Below are 17,949 nucleotides of genomic sequence, written 5' to 3'. Positions count from 1 at the left end.
GTGTGGTTATTCCCCATAAATAGGCGATAACGCAGCATCAATGCCAAACAGGCGCTGCCCAAAGGGTTCTTCCTAGGGGCTATTTACTCTTTGTTGCTCGGTTTTTACTTAGCCCACTAGGTTGCAAACCTCGCGCCGCGATTAAATAGCCCCTAGTTTGAACAAATTTTAATCCGCAAAGATCAACAGACCCTAAATTAATGATCTATTATAGCGACAATAAAATAGCTCAATAACAAGGCTGAAATTATGATACATAGTTGTTCTATATAAATAATTTTTAACGTAGTTAGTGAGTTATTTAATACGCTAAAGTGATCATGTTTTAAAAAGATTGGTATAACTCGTACTATTAGGATAGCGTTGTTATCGCGTCCTATTGCAAGCCCTGTATTTATAGGGCTTGCGTGTAGCGCTTTGATGCAAACCAGTACTCAATTTTCATAATATTTTACATGCCACTGTAAAACACCCCACTTTTAACTCAAAATATCTCTTTAACACAATGAAATATAATGACTTATATATATTTATTAAATATAAATTGCTGCGTTTAAAAAAACGATTATAATCCAGCTGCTTTTTGTTTAAAAAGCGCTAACTTTTTGGAGCGTTAAATGGGTGATTTAATCGGGATTAGTTTGTTGATCTTGATCAGTGCGTTGTTTGCTATGTCTGAAATAGCTATTGCAGCGTCGCGAAAAATAAAACTGCGAGTAATGGCAGATGAAGGTAACGTAAAAGCGGCTGCGGTATTAAAACTGCAAGAAAATCCAGGTGCTTTTTTTGCGATGATCCAAATAGCACTCAATGCGATTGCTATATTAGGTGGCATTGTGGGCGAGCAGGCTTTATCGCCGTACGTTGAAAGTGTGTTGGTGTTATTTTACCAAGGTCCGCACTTAGAGAAAATTAGCTTTTTATTCTCGTTTTTTACTATTACCTCACTATTTATTCTGTTTGCTGATTTAATGCCAAAGCGTTTAGCGATGATTATGCCAGAAGCGGTGGCTGTGAGAGTGGTTACAATAATGCGTTGGGTGACCTTTGCATTGACTCCTTTGGTGATGTTTTTTAACGGGGTCACTAATTTTGTATTGCGGTTGTTTAAAGTCCCTGCTGAGCGAGAAGATAATGTAACAACCGAAGACATTGTCGCTATGATGGATGCGGGTGCGGCATACGGCAGTTTACAAAAACAAGAATATGAATTAATTGGTAATGTGTTTGACTTAGAAGCGCGGTTTTTATCGAGCGTAATGACTCCTCGCGACCAAATTGTCTATTTTGATTTGAAAGAATCTAGCCATGATATTGCAACTAAAATTATTGATCATCCTCATAATCACTTTTTAGTGGTGTCAGGGAACTTAGATAAGTTGCATGGCTCAGTTGAATCAAAAGATATTTTACGACAAGTCCTTAAAGGTGAAGCGGCTAATATCAATGATGAGCTGATTGATACAGATGTTTTTTACTTGCCCGAAACACTGAGTTTGTCTGAGGCGCTAAATGCCTTTAAAAGTGCAGCTAAACCGTTTGCCGTTGTTGTTAATGAATATGCTTTATCGGTAGGTATTGTTACCGTAAAGGATTTAATGAAAGGCTTTATGGGGGATTTGATCACCCACCAAGGTGACGAATTGATAATAGCGCGCGATAAAGACTCTTGGTTAGTAGATGGTTTAACACCAATCACAGATTTAGCAAAAGTATTAGATATAGAAGAATTTCCTGAACAAATGCACTACGAAACGGTTGCCGGTTTTTTAATTTACACCATGAAGCGCATTCCCAAACGCGCTGAGCATTTAACCTATGCCGGTTTTAAATTTGAAGTTGTTGACGTTGAAGGGATAAGGGTAGAGCAGTTACTTGTATCAAGAGTCATATCCTCAGCCGCAATAACTCAATAAACTTGATGTAATTGCGATACTCGTTATTTATAAGCCAAGCTATGCTTGGCTTTTTTTATGTCGGTAATAGTAATTGGCATAAGCTTTGAACAAATTAAATAACCTGAGTTCAGGCTAGTTAAAATTTTACCTTGTTATTGACGCTATTTTCTTACCTCAAAATAGTCCACTACATCCCATGTTATTTGACCAACCCCACGGTTCCATAACAAATAATTTCCTTCCAAATCTTATTACACATCCGGAAAAATGATAAATGTAAATTTGTGTAAAAAGTGATTGATTAACATATATTCTTAGTTGAATTTAATTTAGAATGATCGTTCACTCTAAATTAAAGGTATTTACCATGCAGCGTTCCCGCATTGCTTTATTTGTATTATCGGTTCTTGCCGGTTCTGTTATTTTAACTGGTTGCGATCAGGCGGTAGAGCAGTCACAAGCTTCAGCACCTCAAGCTGTTCCTGTGGGCGTAGTGACCCTTGAAAGCCAATCACTTACTTTAAAAAAAGAACTGCCAGGACGTATTAGCGCTTTTCAAATTGCTGAAATTCGTCCCCAAGTAAGTGGTATTGTGCAATCGCGCTTATTTGTCGAAGGTAGGCAAGTTGAGCAAGGCCAAGCGCTTTATCAAATCAACCCTGCCACATTTGAAGCTGATTTAGCGGCCAGTGAAGCCGCCGTTGCGCGTGCACAGGCAAGTATTGCAAGCAGTAAATCTAAAGCATCACGCTATAGTGAACTTTTAAAAATAAAAGCGGTAAGTCAGCAAGATTTTGATGAAGCAGATGCCACATACAAACAAGCAAATGCCGAGTTACTAACGGCAAAGGCTCAATTGAAATCAGCGCAAATAAACCTTGATTACAGCCATGTGTCGTCACCTATTAGTGGTCAAATTAGCAAATCAAGCGTAACGGTTGGTGCGTTAGTTAGCGCTAACCAAACAATGGCTTTAGCCACTGTGACACAATTAGACCCGATTTATGTTGATTTAACACAATCGAGTAACGAGTTAACACAACTCAAAAAAGCGATCGCTTCAGGCGCTTTAAGTGTTGATTCAACGAGCCAAGCAGACGTTGAGCTAATGATGGAAGATGGCTCAGTGTATTCTCATAAAGGCACTTTACAGTTCTCAGAAGTCACTGTTGATCCAAGCACTGGCTCGGTAACGCTACGCGCTAAATTCCCAAATCCAGAAAAGTTATTACTGCCTGGCATGTATGCACGTGCATCAATTATAGAAGGTGTAAAAGCGGATGCTATTTTAGTGCCGCAACGTGGTGTTAGCCGTAATTCTAAGGGGGAACCAACAGTAATGGTTGCTAGCAAAGAGGGGATTGCTGAAAGTAGAGTATTAAAAATAGATCGCTCAGTTGGCGCTAGTTGGTTAGTAACTGCGGGATTAAGCGAAGGCGACCAGTTAATTGTTGAAGGGTTGCAAAAGATTCGTCCAGGTGCTCCTGTTAATCCTTCAGAAGTTCAATCGTCTGGTACCGCTGGTAAAGCGCAATAACGGAGAGTTTCAATGTCACGATTTTTTATCGATAGACCAATATTTGCTTGGGTACTTGCTATTGTAGTGATGCTCGCAGGTATTTTGGCTATTAAGAGTTTACCTATTGCGCAGTATCCGTCTATTGCACCACCGGCTATTAGCATAACAGCAAATTACCCAGGTGCATCTGCGCAAACTCTTGAAGACTCTGTTACGCAAGTAATAGAGCAAAAAATGAAAGGATTAGATGGCTTGCTATATATGTCATCTACATCAGAGTCCAGCGGTTCAGCTTCGCTAACACTGACCTTTAGTGCGGGCACTGATCCAGATATTGCACAGGTTCAAGTACAAAATAAATTGGCGACAGCAACCCCTCTTTTACCTGAAGAAGTACAAAGGCAAGGCGTAGTTGTGGCAAAATCTGCAGACAGCTTCCTGCTTGTTGTTGGGTTTGTGTCGCAAGATGGCAGCATGAATAATATTGACATTGGTGATTATGTTTCATCAAATGTGCAAGACATTGTGTCGCGTGTAAATGGTGTGGGTGAAGCGCAATTATTTGGTTCACAATATGCTATGCGAATTTGGCTAGATCCTGCCAAGTTACAAAACTTTAAACTTACGCCAGCAGATATTAGCGCGGCAATTAGCGCTCAGAATGCTCAAGTATCGGCCGGTCAATTAGGGGGGATGCCAGCGGTTTCTGGGCAACAGCTTAATGCAACGGTGACGGCGCAAAGTCGATTACAAACGGCCGAACAGTTTGAACAAATATCAGTTAAAACTAACAGCGATGGCTCAGTTGTTCGCCTTGAAGATGTAGCAAGAGTTGAGCTTGGTGGAGAAAACTACGGTGTTATAGCACGTTTTAATGGTAAACCTGCATCAGGCTTAGGTGTAAAACTAGCCAGTGGTGCAAATGCCCTTGATACCGCTCAAGGTGTTAAAGATGCACTTAAAGAGTTAGAGCCCTTTTTCCCTGAAGGTTTACAAACAGTGATCCCCTACGATACAACACCGTTTGTATCGCTATCTATAGAAAAAGTAATACATACGCTAATTGAAGCCGTTGTGTTGGTTTTCGTCGTGATGTATTTGTTCTTACAAAACTTTAGAGCAACGCTCATTCCTACCATTGCGGTGCCTGTGGTTTTACTTGGTACATTTGGTATTTTATACGCATTTGGGTATTCAATAAATACGCTAACAATGTTTGCGATGGTACTTGCGATAGGCTTATTGGTAGATGATGCAATTGTTGTCGTTGAAAACGTAGAGCGCTTAATGACTGAGGAAAAGCTCTCAGCACTTGAAGCCACGCGTAAATCAATGGATGAGATAAAAGGCGCTTTAGTCGGTATTGCTATGGTGCTTTCAGCCGTATTTATACCAATGGCATTTTTTAGTGGCTCGACGGGGGTTATTTATCGTCAGTTTTCTATTACGCTTGTATCGGCTATGGGGTTATCGGTTTTAGTCGCGCTTATTTTAACACCTGCTTTATGTGCAACGCTTTTAAAGCCGAGTCACGTTCATAACGATAGTTCTTTTATTGGTAAGTTTTTCTCTGGATTTAACCGTGGATTTGATAAAACAAACGCCGGTACACAAAACTTTGTGAGCCGTATGCTTACGCATTCGAAGCGTTACTTACTTATTTATGGCGTAATTGTTGGCGGCATGGTGTATGTGTTTTCAAGCTTGCCTACTGCATTTTTACCAGATGAAGACCAAGGTATTTTGTTTAACCAAGTCATGCTGCCAGCAGGTTCAACAACAGGGCAAACACTTGAAGTTGTAAAAAAAGTAGAAAATCATTACCTAAACGATCAAGCTGAAGCTGTGAATGGTATTTTTAGCGTTATTGGTTTTAGCTTTGCGGGCTCTGGACAAAACTCAGCACTTGGCTTTGTTAATTTAAAGCATTGGGATGAACGCCAACGTGACGACTTATCGGTCAACGCAGTTGCAGGAAAATCAATGGGTTACTTCTCTACAATAAAAGAAGCCTTTGTATTTGCATTTCCGCCGCCAGCGATTGTTGAGCTTGGTACCGCTAACGGATTTAATTTGTTTTTACAAGACCGTGTGGGCCTGGGTCATGAAGGCTTACTGGCTGCTCGTAACCAATTATTAGGGTTGGCTAGCCAAAGTCCTATTTTGGCAGGTGTTCGTCCAAACGGACAAGAAGACATGCCAGAGCTACAGTTAGATATAGACTTGGCAAAAGCGCAAGCACTTGGCTTATCACAAGGTGATATAAACAGTACGCTTTCTACTGCGTGGGGAAGTAGTTATGTAAATGACTTTATTGACCGTGGACGCGTTAAAAAAGTATACCTACAAGGTGAAGCTGAAGCACGCATGGTTCCTGAGGATTTGAATAAATGGTATGTACGTAATAACAATGGTGACATGGTGCCATTTTCAGCTTTCGCAAGTTCATATTGGTCTTATGGTTCACCGCGCTTAGAGCGTTACAATGGTTTTTCTGCTATGGAAATCCAAGGGAGTGCGGCGCCAGGTTACAGTACCGGTCAAGCAATGGATGAAATGGAGCGTTTAGTGAAAAAGCTACCAAATGGCTTTGCATCTGAGTGGTCAGGTATTTCTTTTCAAGAGCGCTCAAGTGGCGGGCAAGCGCCGATGTTATATGGTATTTCCTTGTTGTTTGTATTTTTATGCTTAGCAGCTTTATACGAAAGCTGGTCTGTACCATTTGCAGTAATGCTTATCGTGCCACTGGGTATATTTGGGGCAATTATGGCGGCCTTAGCGGGTGGGTTATCCAATGATATTTACTTACAAGTTGGTTTATTAACCACCATAGGACTGGCGTCCAAAAATGCAATATTAATAGTTGAGTTTGCAATTCATCAGATGGACGAAGGGCTTGGTTTAGTTGACGCTGCAATTGCTGCTGTACGCCTTCGTTTGCGTCCAATTTTAATGACCTCAATGGCCTTTATTTGTGGTGTTATACCGCTTGCTATTGCATCTAGCGCTGGCTCTGGTGCACAAAATGCACTGGGGATTTCAATTATTGGTGGCACGCTTGCCTCATCAATTTTGGTTGTGGTATTTGTGCCGTTGTTTTTTGTATTAGTTCGCCGTGTATTTCCCCGCAAAGCAGATAGCGCTGTAAAGGAGAATGCAGAATGAGACTAAAGAACGTCAATCTTAAAACATTGAGTTTAAGTGCAATTACAGTTGTTATCTTAAATGGTTGTCAGCTTGCACCCGAACAAGCAAAATTAGTGTTACCAGTACCCGATGCATACGCATCGGATACCGAGCAAGCAAAAGTGACTTCTTTAAAGTGGCAGCAGTTTTTTAGCGATGAAAAATTACAAACACTAATCGCGCAAAGTCTTGAGCATAATAAAGATATGCAAATAGCCGTACTTAATGTGCAGCGCGTGCGTGGTTTATATCAGATTGAAGACTCTGCACTGTACCCATCACTGGATTTTAATGGCGCAGGGACTCGCCAGCGTTTGCCTGCTGACTTATCGGGTGGAAATAATCCGACAATTAGCTCTCAATATAGCGCAACGGTAGGAATTACATCGTACGAGTTGGATATTTGGGGGAAAGTGCGTAATCAATCAGCGCAAGCATTGCAAAATTTATACTCAACTGAGCTTAGTCAATACAGTACACAAGTGTCGCTGGTGGCTGAACTTGCTAATGCATGGCTAAATTACGCCACGGATCAACAGTTGTTAGCACTTGCCCAAGAAACGCTAAGTTCTCAGCAGGAGTCACTGTCACTGACCCAAAAAAGCTTTGATTTGGGTGCAGCTTCAAAAATTACCCTTGAGCAACTAAGAAGTACAGTCGCGACTGCAAAAGTAGATATTGCAACATACAAACGTTTATTGAAACGCGATAAAAATGCACTGGATTTACTTGTAGGCAAACCTGTAGCGAATAACTTACTGCCAAGTGAATCATTACATTCACTTTTAAGTTTACCATCAGTACCCGTTGGATTACCGTCCGACTTATTAACGCAGCGCCCTGATATTAAAGCTGCTGAGCATCTGTTATTAGCTGCAAATGCGAATATAGGGATGGCTAAGGCTGCTTTTTATCCGAGTATTAGTTTAACGGCCAATGCAGGCAGTGCGTCTAGTGAATTGAGTGGTTTATTTGATTCAGGCTCAGGAACATGGAGTTTTGTACCATCGGTGAGCTTACCAATTTTTAATATGGGCCGAAATCAGGCTCGATTAGATGTGGCAAAAGCGGATCAAGAAATTGCATTGGTTACCTACCAGCAAAAAATTCAACAGGCTTTTCGTGAAGTAGCGGATGCATTAGCTGATACAGAAGGTTATCAAGAGCAGTTAACAGCGCTTGATATGTTACTGCAAAGCCGTCAATCAACGTTTGATTTGTCACAAGCGCGCTATGACAACGGTGCGGACAGTTATTTGCAAGTACTTGATGCACAAAGAACGTGGTACAGCGCGCAGCAACAGCACATTGTTGGACAGCAAGCATTACTTGCAAGTCAAATAAGCTTATACAAAGTTGTAGGTGGCGGTTGGGAGCAACACCTTAATATCAGTCAAGCTCAGTAGAATAAACAGCTGCACTTAAGTTCATGTGCAGCTGTTTAATAGCGTATAAGGTTTAAATAGGTGTTTATATTTTTCAGTTAACTATGTTCATATTGCGCACTTAACTGTTTGTTAAAACATCTATTGTCGGATCAGTAGATTCGGTATTGGAGTTTCGTATGAAAACTAAAAGGCACACAGATCCAGCACTCGCAGAGGCGCGCCGTCAGCAAGTACTGACTGCTGCGGCTGATTGTTTTCGCCGTAAGGGGTTTCATGCTGCAGGCATGGCTGAAATATCAAGAATGGCGGGAATGAGTGCGGGCCATATATATAATTACTTTGAAAGCAAAGAAGCGATTATTGAAAGCATTATTGAAAAAGACATGGAAGAAATGTTTTCAATATTTGAGGGTTTTGAAGGACAGCCGCAAGACACACTAACAGTACTACTTAATGGTTTAAATATAGGTGTGCAAAGGCATATGGATACTGATACAGGTGCCTGTGCGGTTGACTTAGAAATGCTCGCGGAGGCAGGGAGAAACAACAAGGTCGCTACTTTATTACGTGATGCAGACACTCAGGCACGTAATAAAATGCGCCAGCTACTGACAAGTGAACGTAGTGTAATTAAAGATATTGATGAAGTGGAGTTAGAAAGCCGCATTAATGTTATTTTCTCTGTTATGGCGGGGTTATTACTGAGAAAAGTACTTTATCCCGAATTAACAGAAGAAACCGTTTTAATCGCACTTCGCCCAGCAATGAAAACATTGCTAATGCCATTTGAATCACATTAGTTTAGGGCCTGTTTATCTTTAGAAGTTAAATTTGCAGTAGACTATTTGGTATTAGGCAAGGCATCAACTATGTAGCGTGACTCTTCCTCATAAAAAGCTAACGCATTGTTAGCTTTTTCCTCCCATGAACGAATTTCAGTAAATCGCGTTATATGAATTTATGACTGATAAGCACGTAAATTTGGCAGATTTTAAAATAGAATTTAATCATCGTTTATTTGTTTAAACTTAATGAACGAGTACCTATCCGCAATAATAATCACCCAATTTGAGAGATGAAATCTCACGCTAACCACATAAAAATCCTTATAAAAAACAACTAAGTAATAATTTTTTCCTTTTTATCGACACGATTTCATAGCCTCAAAATAGATCACTTAATTAAGCGAATTGGTATACTATAATTTATAAATAAATTAGATGGTGCGTAATTTGCTACAGAACAGTAGGATTTAACTAACCTGAACTCTGGTTAAGAGATTTACTAACGTATTGAATCATTGTGATATTTAAATTTATTCTCTCTAGCCAGAGATTTTCAGTGAAAACAAGGCGAATTTACGCATCAATAGCGGGCCTATTGCAAGTAAATTCAACGCAGTTAGCGCTGAAAATAGCGGCTCGAGATAGATTTATTATCCAGCGGTCAGGTTAACTAATAATACATAAAAGGAGAAACTATGTGGGCTGCAATAAGTTATTTAGTATTAGCATTACTGTTTATTTTTATTGGTTGGGAGGTTAACTCCGTTTACTTTTCACTGGTATTTTATTGGACTGCTTTATCACTTCTGCTGGTAAGTGCTGCTTATCTATTTAATGCGGGTAAAATATTTAGAAAAAGAGAAAGTGGTGTCATTCCTTTTTATATTCGCTGGGCCTTTATCCCTTTTTTATTCGGTGTTCAAATTTATAATGCATACGCTCGCAAGCACGATAAAGTACCGCCTATTCAGCAAATTAATAACAATTTATTTTTAGCCTGTCGATTATTTCCATCGGATATAGACACACTAAAGAGTAATGGAATAACAGCCATTTTAGACGTAACCTGTGAATTTGATGGCTTAGAATGGAGCTCAACACAGGAAAATATAAAGTATTTGAATATCCCAGTGCTTGATCACAGCGTACCGACGCACTCGCAGCTTAATCAGGCTATTAATTGGATCCATCATCATATCAAAGAAAATCGTCGAGTCGTGGTGCATTGCGCTTTAGGCAGAGGGCGTTCAGTGTTTGTTATGGCAGCTTACTTGCTCAGCCAGAATAAAAATGCGGATGTGCATCAAATACTCGCACAGATCAAAGAAACGCGTGAAACTGCAAATTTAAATAAACACCAATTGCGCCATTTAGCAAAACGCCATAAAAATGGAGAACTTGTTATAAAGAATAAAGCTATTTTGATAGCAAACCCGGTATCGGGCACTAAATTATGGCAAGAAAAGGAGCATTTAATTGTTGCCCGCTTATCAAGCTATTATGATTTAAAAATACTCACCACCAATAAAGAAACCAACGGCATAACTTTAGCTAAGCACGCCATAAAAGAGCAACCTGATATTATTATTGCCTGTGGCGGAGATGGAACCGTTGCAGAAGTCGCCAGTGTGCTTGTTAATACACAATGTAAATTAGGTATTATTCCTTTAGGTACAGCAAATGCACTTGCGCATGTATTAATGGGGAGCAGCTCTAAATTTATTCCTGTAGAGCAAGCTTGCGATTTAATTATAGATGGTCAAACAAGTTTAATGGATACGGCATATTGTAATGATGAATTGGTATTGTTACTGGCGGGCATTGGATTTGAACAATCCATGATTGAGAAAGCGGACAGAGAAGCAAAAAATAAATCAGGGCAATTAGCTTACCTAAATGGTTTCTTTCAAGCTTTTGGTGAGCAAAAGTCACAATCGCTTACTGTAAAACTCGATGACAATGAACCTCAAGAAATTTGCACTAATAGCTTTATTGTCGCTAATGCGGCACCTTTTACTACATTACTCGCTCAAGGGGGGGGGCAACCAAATCATAATGATGGTTTGCTTGATGTGAATTGGTTAACTCCCAACAAAGATGATTTCACAACAGTTTTGAGTATTGCAGAGCTTATGTTTAGCAGTATTACTCAGACGCATTTAGCTATAAATTCGCATCATACCAATGCTAAAAGAGTTGAAATTACTGCAGAGGATGAGATTAGGTATGTGTTAGATGGTGAGGCTAAAACAGCTAAACGCTTAGTAATTACTATCGTACCAGCATCACTTAATGTTATTTGTAAAGAGGTGTAAAAAGGGATGTCGAGATAAAGATGCATAATATAATTATGCATCTTTATCTCATTTACTTTTTAATAGAAGGCCAAACAAACCCTGTTGTATCCGGGGCTTTATTTGACGTTTCTCTAGGCGCACTTTTTGGTCTGCGAATAGGTCTATTATTTATTGTATGTATATAAAGGGCCTCTACTTTGTCTCGGGCCCATGGTGTTTTACGCAAAAATTTCAAACTAGATTTAATGCTAGGATCGTCAGTAAAACACTTGATTTTAACTTGCTCACCTAATGTTCTCCAGCCAAGTCTTTGTTCTAACTCAACAAGTATTTGTTCTAATGTTACCCCATGTAATGGGTTTTTAGGTTGATTATTCATAGCCATACTACTTATTTAAACTGTGCGTATTGTAGCTTAATTCGTGCATAGAGGCTAATTCACCGTAATTGTTTGCGGCTTAGTTGGGTAAATAGCATTCCCTTGCTTATCTAGTTTGAGCCAAATCAGTCGGCTATTATTATGTTGCGGGGTTTTAGCGCTACAAATTAAAGTGAACGAGTGAATTTGTATTAATGCACCTTCGCTGTAGCGTTTATTGTCGTACCAACATTGGGTATCGGCATTTATAAACTGATCAGCGTCGACAACTGAGAGTGTTTTGATGGTATTTGCTTGGCTTAGCATTGTGAATGTTAAGCAAGTAAAACAAAAACATAGAATAAATAAATTACGCATTTTGCACCTTAAATTGTCATGAGTTTAAAAATAGTACACAAAGCTAAAAAACATGCTAGGGTAAGTTTAGTACAACACATTTAGTAAAACACAAAACAATAAAAAGGTGAACACATGCAATTTAACCAAACAATGATAGAAGAGTTTACGCTATTGGCTAAATTTCCACGCGACAGTAAAATGCAGGGAATTAAATTACATTCAGATGCAGAGCCAAGTTTACTTAGTGCAGCGCAACGGTTATTTGAAAAAGGGATTATAGATAGCCCAGATGGCGGTTATTTAACTGATCTGGGCTTAGACTTAATTGAGCACGTTACGGTTATTCATAGTGCGCTACAACGTTAGTTTTAAATTAGCTCAATTTGCATCGGGCTGATTTTGCGGAGCAGCATCATTAAATGCAGCCAATTTATTACAACGCGCGTAAATGGCTGCAATTTTTGGATAAGCAGCCATATCAACATTAAAACGAATGGCATTAAACACTTGCGGGACTAGGCATATATCCGCGAGCGTTGGTTGATCACCAATGCAATAGTCATCATTTTCGTTTAGCATAAGTTCTATTTTTTCAAAGCCTATCTCAATCCAGTGTCGATACCATTTATTTTTAGACTCATCATCTACCCCTAGCTCATTTGATAGATATTTAAGGACACGTAAATTATTAACAGGGTGTATATCGCAGGCAATCGCAAAACTTAAATTTCTTATTTGCGCTTTTTGCCACGCAGTTCCTGGAATTAACGGCGACTGAGGGTACGTTTCATCAAGCCATTCAAGTATCGCAAGCGATTGGGCTAATACGCCGTCATCGGTTTCAAGTGCAGGGAGTAAGCCTTGTGGATTCATTTTTAAATAGTCGTCGCCAAGTTGCTCTGACTTTAAAAGGTTAACAATCGCAAGTTCATGATCGATTGCTTTTAAATTAAGCGCTATACGGACTCTGTACGCGGCTGATGAACGAAAGTAGCTGTATAATTTCATAATTAATCCTGTGAGCCTGTAAATTGCTTTTTAATAGTACGCCAGCAGTCAGTGTAATTTGGCTGGCGTTCTTGTCCTTCTAATGCGTATTTTGTCGGCGAAATGATATAGCGCGACTCAAACATAAAGGCTAGGGTATTTTCGTATTTTTGTGGAACCAGTTCCGCATTAGATGCTTTTTCAAATACATCGGCTTCAGGACCATGCGGCGACATACAATTGTGTAAACTCGCACCACCTGGTACAAAACCGTGCTCTTTTGCATCATATACACCTTCGATTAAGCCCATAAACTCGCTCATAATATTGCGATGATAGTAAGGCGGCCTAAATGTATTTTCGGCGACCATCCAACGGGGCGGGAAAATAACAAAATCAACATTCGCCATGCCTTCAGTGGCTGATGGCGACGTCAATACCGTAAATATAGACGGGTCGGGGTGATCAAAACTAACCGTATTCATGACGTTAAAACGCGATAAATCGTATTTATACGGCGAACTATTCCCTGTCCATGCGACTACATCAAAAGGAGAGTGCTTAATTTCGCAGCTAAATAAATTACCATTGAACTTAGAAACCAGTTCAAAGTCACCTTCTTTATCTTCATAGGCTGCCACTGGGTATTGAAAATCTCGGTCGTTGGCATAACCATTGGCACCAACAGGGCCACGCTCTGCAAGCTCTAATGCATGGCCATAATTTTCGCAAATATAGCCGCGCGCAGTATCGTCAATTAAGTCAACAGAGAATTTGATGCCTCGTGGGATCACAGCAATTTCACCTGGTTTAATGCCTAATTTACCGCACTCGGTGTGAATTAATAACTCACCTTGCTGCGGGACAAATAACATTTCGCCATCGGCATTACAAAAGTAGCGGTCTTGCATTGACTGATTGGCTACATATACATGAATGCCAATACCCGATTGTCCATTTGCGCTACCGTTCGCGGCCATTGTTACTAATCCGTCTATAAAATCGGTCGGTGCAGAAGGTACATCAATTGGGTTCCAGCGCAGCATTGTTGGTGGTGTTACAGCTTCTGTTATGGGTGCTGTTCTTAGTAAAGCGTTATCCATTGCACGATAATCACCTTGCACCACCGACGGACGAATTCGGTAAAACCAAGTTCGACGATTTGCAGCACGCGGAGCAGTGAAGGCCGTTGAACTAAATTGCTCAGTGTATAAATCGTATTTAACTTTTTGTGGACTAAATTGACCTATTGGCAATGCACCGGGCAGCGCTTGTGTTTCAAATTCATTCCCAAAACCTGTCATATAACTTAATTGTGTGGCCATTACTGATTCCTGTGAGAGAAGGTTGGTTTTATGTTTTTATTATTTAAGGTAAGATACTCTCAAGTGAGACTAATATCAAATGTGCTAACGTGCATATGTGTAAATAAAAATGAACAGATAAGTAAAGCTTACAGAGCTGGAATACCTGAAATGCAAATAGATTTAGCAACGTTTTTACCTTATCAATTGACTAATATCGCAACGCGTGTAAGTAACGACTTTGCCGAGGTTTATCAAACTAAATACGGTTTAACTATTCCTCAGTGGCGAATACTTGCTAATTTAGCGCAGTATGGGCAAAGCAATGCAAAGGATTTATGCCTCCAAGCAAATATGGATAAATCGACGTTATCACGTGCTGTAAAAGTATTGATAGATAAAGGCTTAATTCGTAGTCAATTGAATGAGAATGATAAGCGGGCCGTACTACTTATGCTCAGTGAAGCAGGGCAAGAAATATATCAACAAATAGCCCCCGATGCGCTCGCGTGGGAAAAAAAATTATTAAATTCATTAAGTAGGGAGGAATATGAAGTATTAATGAGCGTTTTTGATAAGTTGAATAACACATTAAAGGCATAAAAAAGCCCACAAAGTGGGCTTTTTTAATAGTAACTAATTTAAATTATTAAATTAGAAAGTGTAACGAACACCTACACGCATTTGCCATACAGATGCATCAGTTTGTACTGACGTATTTGCGTTATTACCGTTAAAGCCTGAGTAAACGTAACGACCTTGATCATCTAGTGATGTTTTGATCATGCTAGCGCCTACGAAAGGACCTTTCTTAAGTACGCCCCAGTCATCATTTAACATGTTTGTAAGGTTGTCGATTACAAAGAATGCTTCACCTTTGTGACCTTCCATAAAGCCTGGTAGTTCTTGTGTAATCTTAAAGTTAAACTTAACAAACCAATCTGAATTCTGTTGGTTGCGACTAGCGATTTCACCGCGTTTAAGTCCTTCAGAAGCAATAAAGTCATTGAATTCATTGATTTCATCAGCCGACATGTTGTAAACAACGTTTGGATCGTTTTCAAGTGGAACGTAAAGTAATTGACGGCTACCATTCCAGCTTTCATCACCCCAAACACCATCGCTTTCGTCAAACGTAAAGCTGTAAGGTAAGCCTTTATATGCTTCACCGTAAAGGTTAAAGCGTGTTTCAAAGCCGTCTACAAACTCATGCTTGTAACCAAGCGTCATAGTAAAACGATGCGGAATTTCATAATCTGAAGATGCAACACCAGGATTACCTGGGTTAGAAAGCGCGATGTTACCGTAGTTAGAACCGGCTGTAGAGCTAGTCATTGGGTTTACATCGTCTGCGTCTGTGTATGCATAACCAAAGCTAAAATTAATGCCGTTGTCGTACATTTTGCTGATTGCAGCAGAAATAACTGAAGAATCACCACTGTTACCACTTACGTTAGTAAGAAGTAAATCACCACCGCGACCATCGATTCTTTCATAAATAGGGCGACCATCAAACGTAGTTTCAGCGCTATCTTGAAGTGAAATGTCACGCATTACAGCAGCATCTTTCTTCTTAGAGTATAAGTAGTCAACAGAAATTACATATTCGTCTTCAGTTGTGTATGTAGCACCAAGTGAGTATTTCCACTCTGAAGGAATTTCGAAATCTGGGTCTACAGCATTAACTGTACCATCACCAGAACCTATTTCTGTAGCACCAATAATATCATAAAGTTCTTGTGGAACTTCAAAGCCAGGAGTTCCACCATTCACGTTAGGAGTGTTAAATAAGTCAATAGTTCTTGAATCAGAATCATAATTACTTAATTGACGTTCTCTTGTAGCGATTTGTGTAATACCGTCATTTGAGTATGAGTTAGACAGCCATACGTTCGGGTTACCACCAGAGAACAAGCCTAGGCCAGCACGTACTTCAAGTTCGTCAGTTGCATACCATTGGAAACCAACACGTGGTTGCAGTAAGTCAATACCATCAAATGTAGACTGGTTGCTATAACCATAACGGCTAGTGAAGTTTTGGTTAAAGTTAGGAACGTCATCGCTTGTGTATTTGTCATAACGTAAACCAAACTGAATTGTTGCATCTAAGTCAGTAAATGCGTATTCATCTTGTACATAAAACGTGTGTTGAGCATACTCAAAACTAGCACCCGAATCAGTTGGATCGTTTGTTCCAGCTGAGTTGTTGTAGTAGATACGGTCGGCTATACCTGCTTCAAACTCATCGATTGAACCAAAACGGTATTCACCTTCAGTGTGCTGCACAAACAAGTTGAAAACGCTTAGATTTTCATATTCATAGCCAGCAGTAATAGTGTGTTGGTCTAAGTAGTAAGTACCAGCCACTTTAAATGTAGTTGTGTCGTAGTCTAAATCGTTTGATTGACGAGAATCATCTGGGCCAATGAATACAGTGCCGCCATTATCAGTACGAATTTGCATTTCACCAAAACTACTTGCAGCATCTAATGACTGAACAGTGGCATCTAGCTCTGATTTACCTAAACGAACTTCAGTAGAAAAATCGTCTGACCAATCAGAATATACAGAACCAATAATCGACGTAAACTCAGCACTTTGATCATAGAAGTGGTTTGATAAAGAAACACGGCTAGAACCAGTATCAGACTGAGAAATTGTATTACCGTCGTTGTAGTTATAAATTAAGTTTGCACGGTGATCTTCGTTGATGTTCCAATCTAGTTTTACTAAGATTTTTTCATCTTCAACAGGCATGCTAGATGGCATACCGCCAACATCGTAACCATATACAGATTGAGCGATGTTAGTGATGCGCGTAATATCTTCAGCTGTTACGCTGCCAGTGTTTAAACCGTCGTAGTTAAACTGACGAACACCTTCAAGTTTCTCGTAAGAAGTGAATAAAAATAGTTTATCTTCAATTAGTGGAAGACCTACGTTAAAGCCGTAACGTTTTTCAGTGTAGTTACCGTTATCAACTTCATCACCTTCAATTTCGTCGCCTTTCATTGAATCGCTTGTGTAATCGAAGAAAACACCACCGTGAACGTCGTTGCCACCAGATTTAGTTACAGCGTTGATGTTACACGATGTAAAGCCACCGTATTGAACGTCAAAAGGGGCTAGCTCAGCTGAAACTTGTTCAATAGAGTCGAAAGAGAAAGGGGCACGGATAGTAGGGTAACCGTTTGAGCTTAAACCGAAGTTATCGTTCATGCGAACGCCGTCAAGCGTTAAGCTGTTGTAACGTGGGTTACCACCACCACAGTTGATTGAACCACGGCTATCATCAATTGTGATACGTGGGTCAATACGGATGATGTCTTTTAAATCACGGTTGATAGCTGGTTGGTTTTCAAGATCCGTTAGCGTAAAAGTAGACGCAGGACCAGTTCCACCAGACATAGAGCTAATTGGAGCACCCGTAACGACAATTTGTTCCATACTTGATTGTGACTCAAGAGAAACGTTTACTGGGTAATCGTTACCAATGTTTAATATGATGTTATTAAACTCTTGGTCTGCGTATACATCTGAATCTACAACGACTTTATAAGGGCCACCAACACGAAGGCCTTTAGCTGTAAAATAACCCGCATCATTTGCTTCCGTTGTTTTTACTGATCCAGAAGGCACATGTAAAATTGTTACTTTTGTTCCTGCAGCTGGATTACCATTAGGACCTGTGATCTGACCTTTAATTGCAGAGGTTGTTTCGTTAGCAATTGCAGCACCACTTACACCAACACATGCCGCAATGGCAAGTGAAAGAGCTGTTTTGCGAAGTTGAGTTTTCATTTAATTTTCCCGTGTAGTTAGTAATTAAATTTTTATATTTTTATATTTGATGCTTTAGCGAACAAA

The 17,949-nt window shown here is 39.8% G+C and carries 13 protein-coding genes; 8 read left to right on the top strand and 5 right to left on the bottom strand.

Annotation, left to right across the window (positions count from 1 at the left end):
* Positions 1 to 617 precede the first annotated feature (617 nt).
* The 6 genes from H5119_RS14285 to H5119_RS14260 all read left to right on the top strand — a co-directional run bounded on the left by H5119_RS14285 (position 618) and on the right by H5119_RS14260 (position 11,091).
* The gene (locus tag H5119_RS14285; protein ID WP_138585919.1) at positions 618 to 1,916 is read left to right on the top strand and encodes a hemolysin family protein; all 1,299 of its coding nucleotides are present in this window, start codon (positions 618 to 620) and stop codon (positions 1,914 to 1,916) included.
* Positions 1,917 to 2,265: 349 nt separating this feature from the next.
* On the top strand, positions 2,266 to 3,435 hold the full coding sequence (locus tag H5119_RS14280; protein ID WP_182702726.1) for an efflux RND transporter periplasmic adaptor subunit: 1,170 nt from the start codon (positions 2,266 to 2,268) through the stop codon (positions 3,433 to 3,435).
* A gap of 12 nt (positions 3,436 to 3,447) precedes the next feature.
* Entirely contained in the window at positions 3,448 to 6,582 is a 3,135-nt protein-coding gene (locus tag H5119_RS14275; protein WP_182702725.1) for an efflux RND transporter permease subunit, read from the top strand.
* Positions 6,579 to 8,009: an efflux transporter outer membrane subunit gene (locus H5119_RS14270; protein ID WP_182702724.1), complete on the top strand. Its 1,431-nt coding sequence runs from the start codon at positions 6,579 to 6,581 to the stop codon at positions 8,007 to 8,009. The genes H5119_RS14275 and H5119_RS14270 overlap by 4 nt, the downstream gene beginning before the upstream one ends.
* Before the next feature lie 158 nt (positions 8,010 to 8,167).
* Positions 8,168 to 8,791, top strand: coding sequence for a TetR/AcrR family transcriptional regulator (locus tag H5119_RS14265; RefSeq protein WP_182702723.1), 624 nt, complete (start codon positions 8,168 to 8,170; stop codon positions 8,789 to 8,791).
* Positions 8,792 to 9,471: 680 nt separating this feature from the next.
* On the top strand, positions 9,472 to 11,091 hold the full coding sequence (locus tag H5119_RS14260) for a diacylglycerol kinase family protein (RefSeq protein ID WP_182702722.1): 1,620 nt from the start codon (positions 9,472 to 9,474) through the stop codon (positions 11,089 to 11,091).
* Between the two features lie 52 nt (positions 11,092 to 11,143).
* On the opposite strand, the gene H5119_RS14255 is transcribed toward H5119_RS14260, so the two are convergent.
* Both H5119_RS14255 and H5119_RS14250 read right to left on the bottom strand, forming a co-directional pair.
* Positions 11,144 to 11,452 carry a VF530 family DNA-binding protein gene (locus tag H5119_RS14255; protein WP_138585276.1) on the bottom strand — a complete coding sequence of 103 codons (309 nt, stop codon included), beginning with the start codon at positions 11,450 to 11,452 and terminating at the stop codon, positions 11,144 to 11,146.
* Between the two features lie 54 nt (positions 11,453 to 11,506).
* Positions 11,507 to 11,809, bottom strand: coding sequence for a DUF1496 domain-containing protein (locus H5119_RS14250; RefSeq protein ID WP_182702721.1), 303 nt, complete (start codon positions 11,807 to 11,809; stop codon positions 11,507 to 11,509).
* A 114-nt stretch (positions 11,810 to 11,923) separates the two neighbouring features.
* On the opposite strand from H5119_RS14250, the gene H5119_RS14245 reads away from it, so the two are divergent.
* Positions 11,924 to 12,157, top strand: a complete 234-nt coding sequence (locus tag H5119_RS14245) for a TIGR02647 family protein (protein WP_182702720.1) — start codon at positions 11,924 to 11,926, stop codon at positions 12,155 to 12,157.
* Positions 12,158 to 12,169: 12 nt separating this feature from the next.
* On the opposite strand, the gene maiA is transcribed toward H5119_RS14245, so the two are convergent.
* Both maiA and hmgA read right to left on the bottom strand, forming a co-directional pair.
* Complete coding sequence (gene maiA / locus H5119_RS14240) at positions 12,170 to 12,799, bottom strand: maleylacetoacetate isomerase (protein WP_182702719.1); 630 nt, start codon at positions 12,797 to 12,799, stop codon at positions 12,170 to 12,172.
* A gap of 2 nt (positions 12,800 to 12,801) precedes the next feature.
* Complete coding sequence (gene hmgA, locus H5119_RS14235; RefSeq protein WP_182702718.1) at positions 12,802 to 14,103, bottom strand: homogentisate 1,2-dioxygenase; 1,302 nt, start codon at positions 14,101 to 14,103, stop codon at positions 12,802 to 12,804.
* Between the two features lie 150 nt (positions 14,104 to 14,253).
* Between hmgA and H5119_RS14230 the strand changes: the two genes are divergently transcribed.
* Positions 14,254 to 14,685 (top strand): MarR family winged helix-turn-helix transcriptional regulator, encoded by a 432-nt coding sequence (locus H5119_RS14230; protein WP_182702717.1) that lies wholly within the window; start codon positions 14,254 to 14,256, stop codon positions 14,683 to 14,685.
* Positions 14,686 to 14,736: 51 nt separating this feature from the next.
* Here H5119_RS14230 and H5119_RS14225 read toward each other — a convergent pair whose 3' ends face one another.
* The gene (locus H5119_RS14225) at positions 14,737 to 17,883 is read right to left on the bottom strand and encodes a TonB-dependent receptor (protein ID WP_182702716.1); all 3,147 of its coding nucleotides are present in this window, start codon (positions 17,881 to 17,883) and stop codon (positions 14,737 to 14,739) included.
* Between the last annotated feature and the right edge of the window lie 66 nt (positions 17,884 to 17,949).

The sequence above is a fragment of the Pseudoalteromonas sp. SG45-5 genome, assembly GCF_014164085.1.
GTDB classification, from domain to species: domain Bacteria; phylum Pseudomonadota; class Gammaproteobacteria; order Enterobacterales; family Alteromonadaceae; genus Pseudoalteromonas; species Pseudoalteromonas aliena.
Note: the sequence above shows the minus strand (reverse complement) of the source record. Positions and strands in the feature narration are given on the sequence as shown.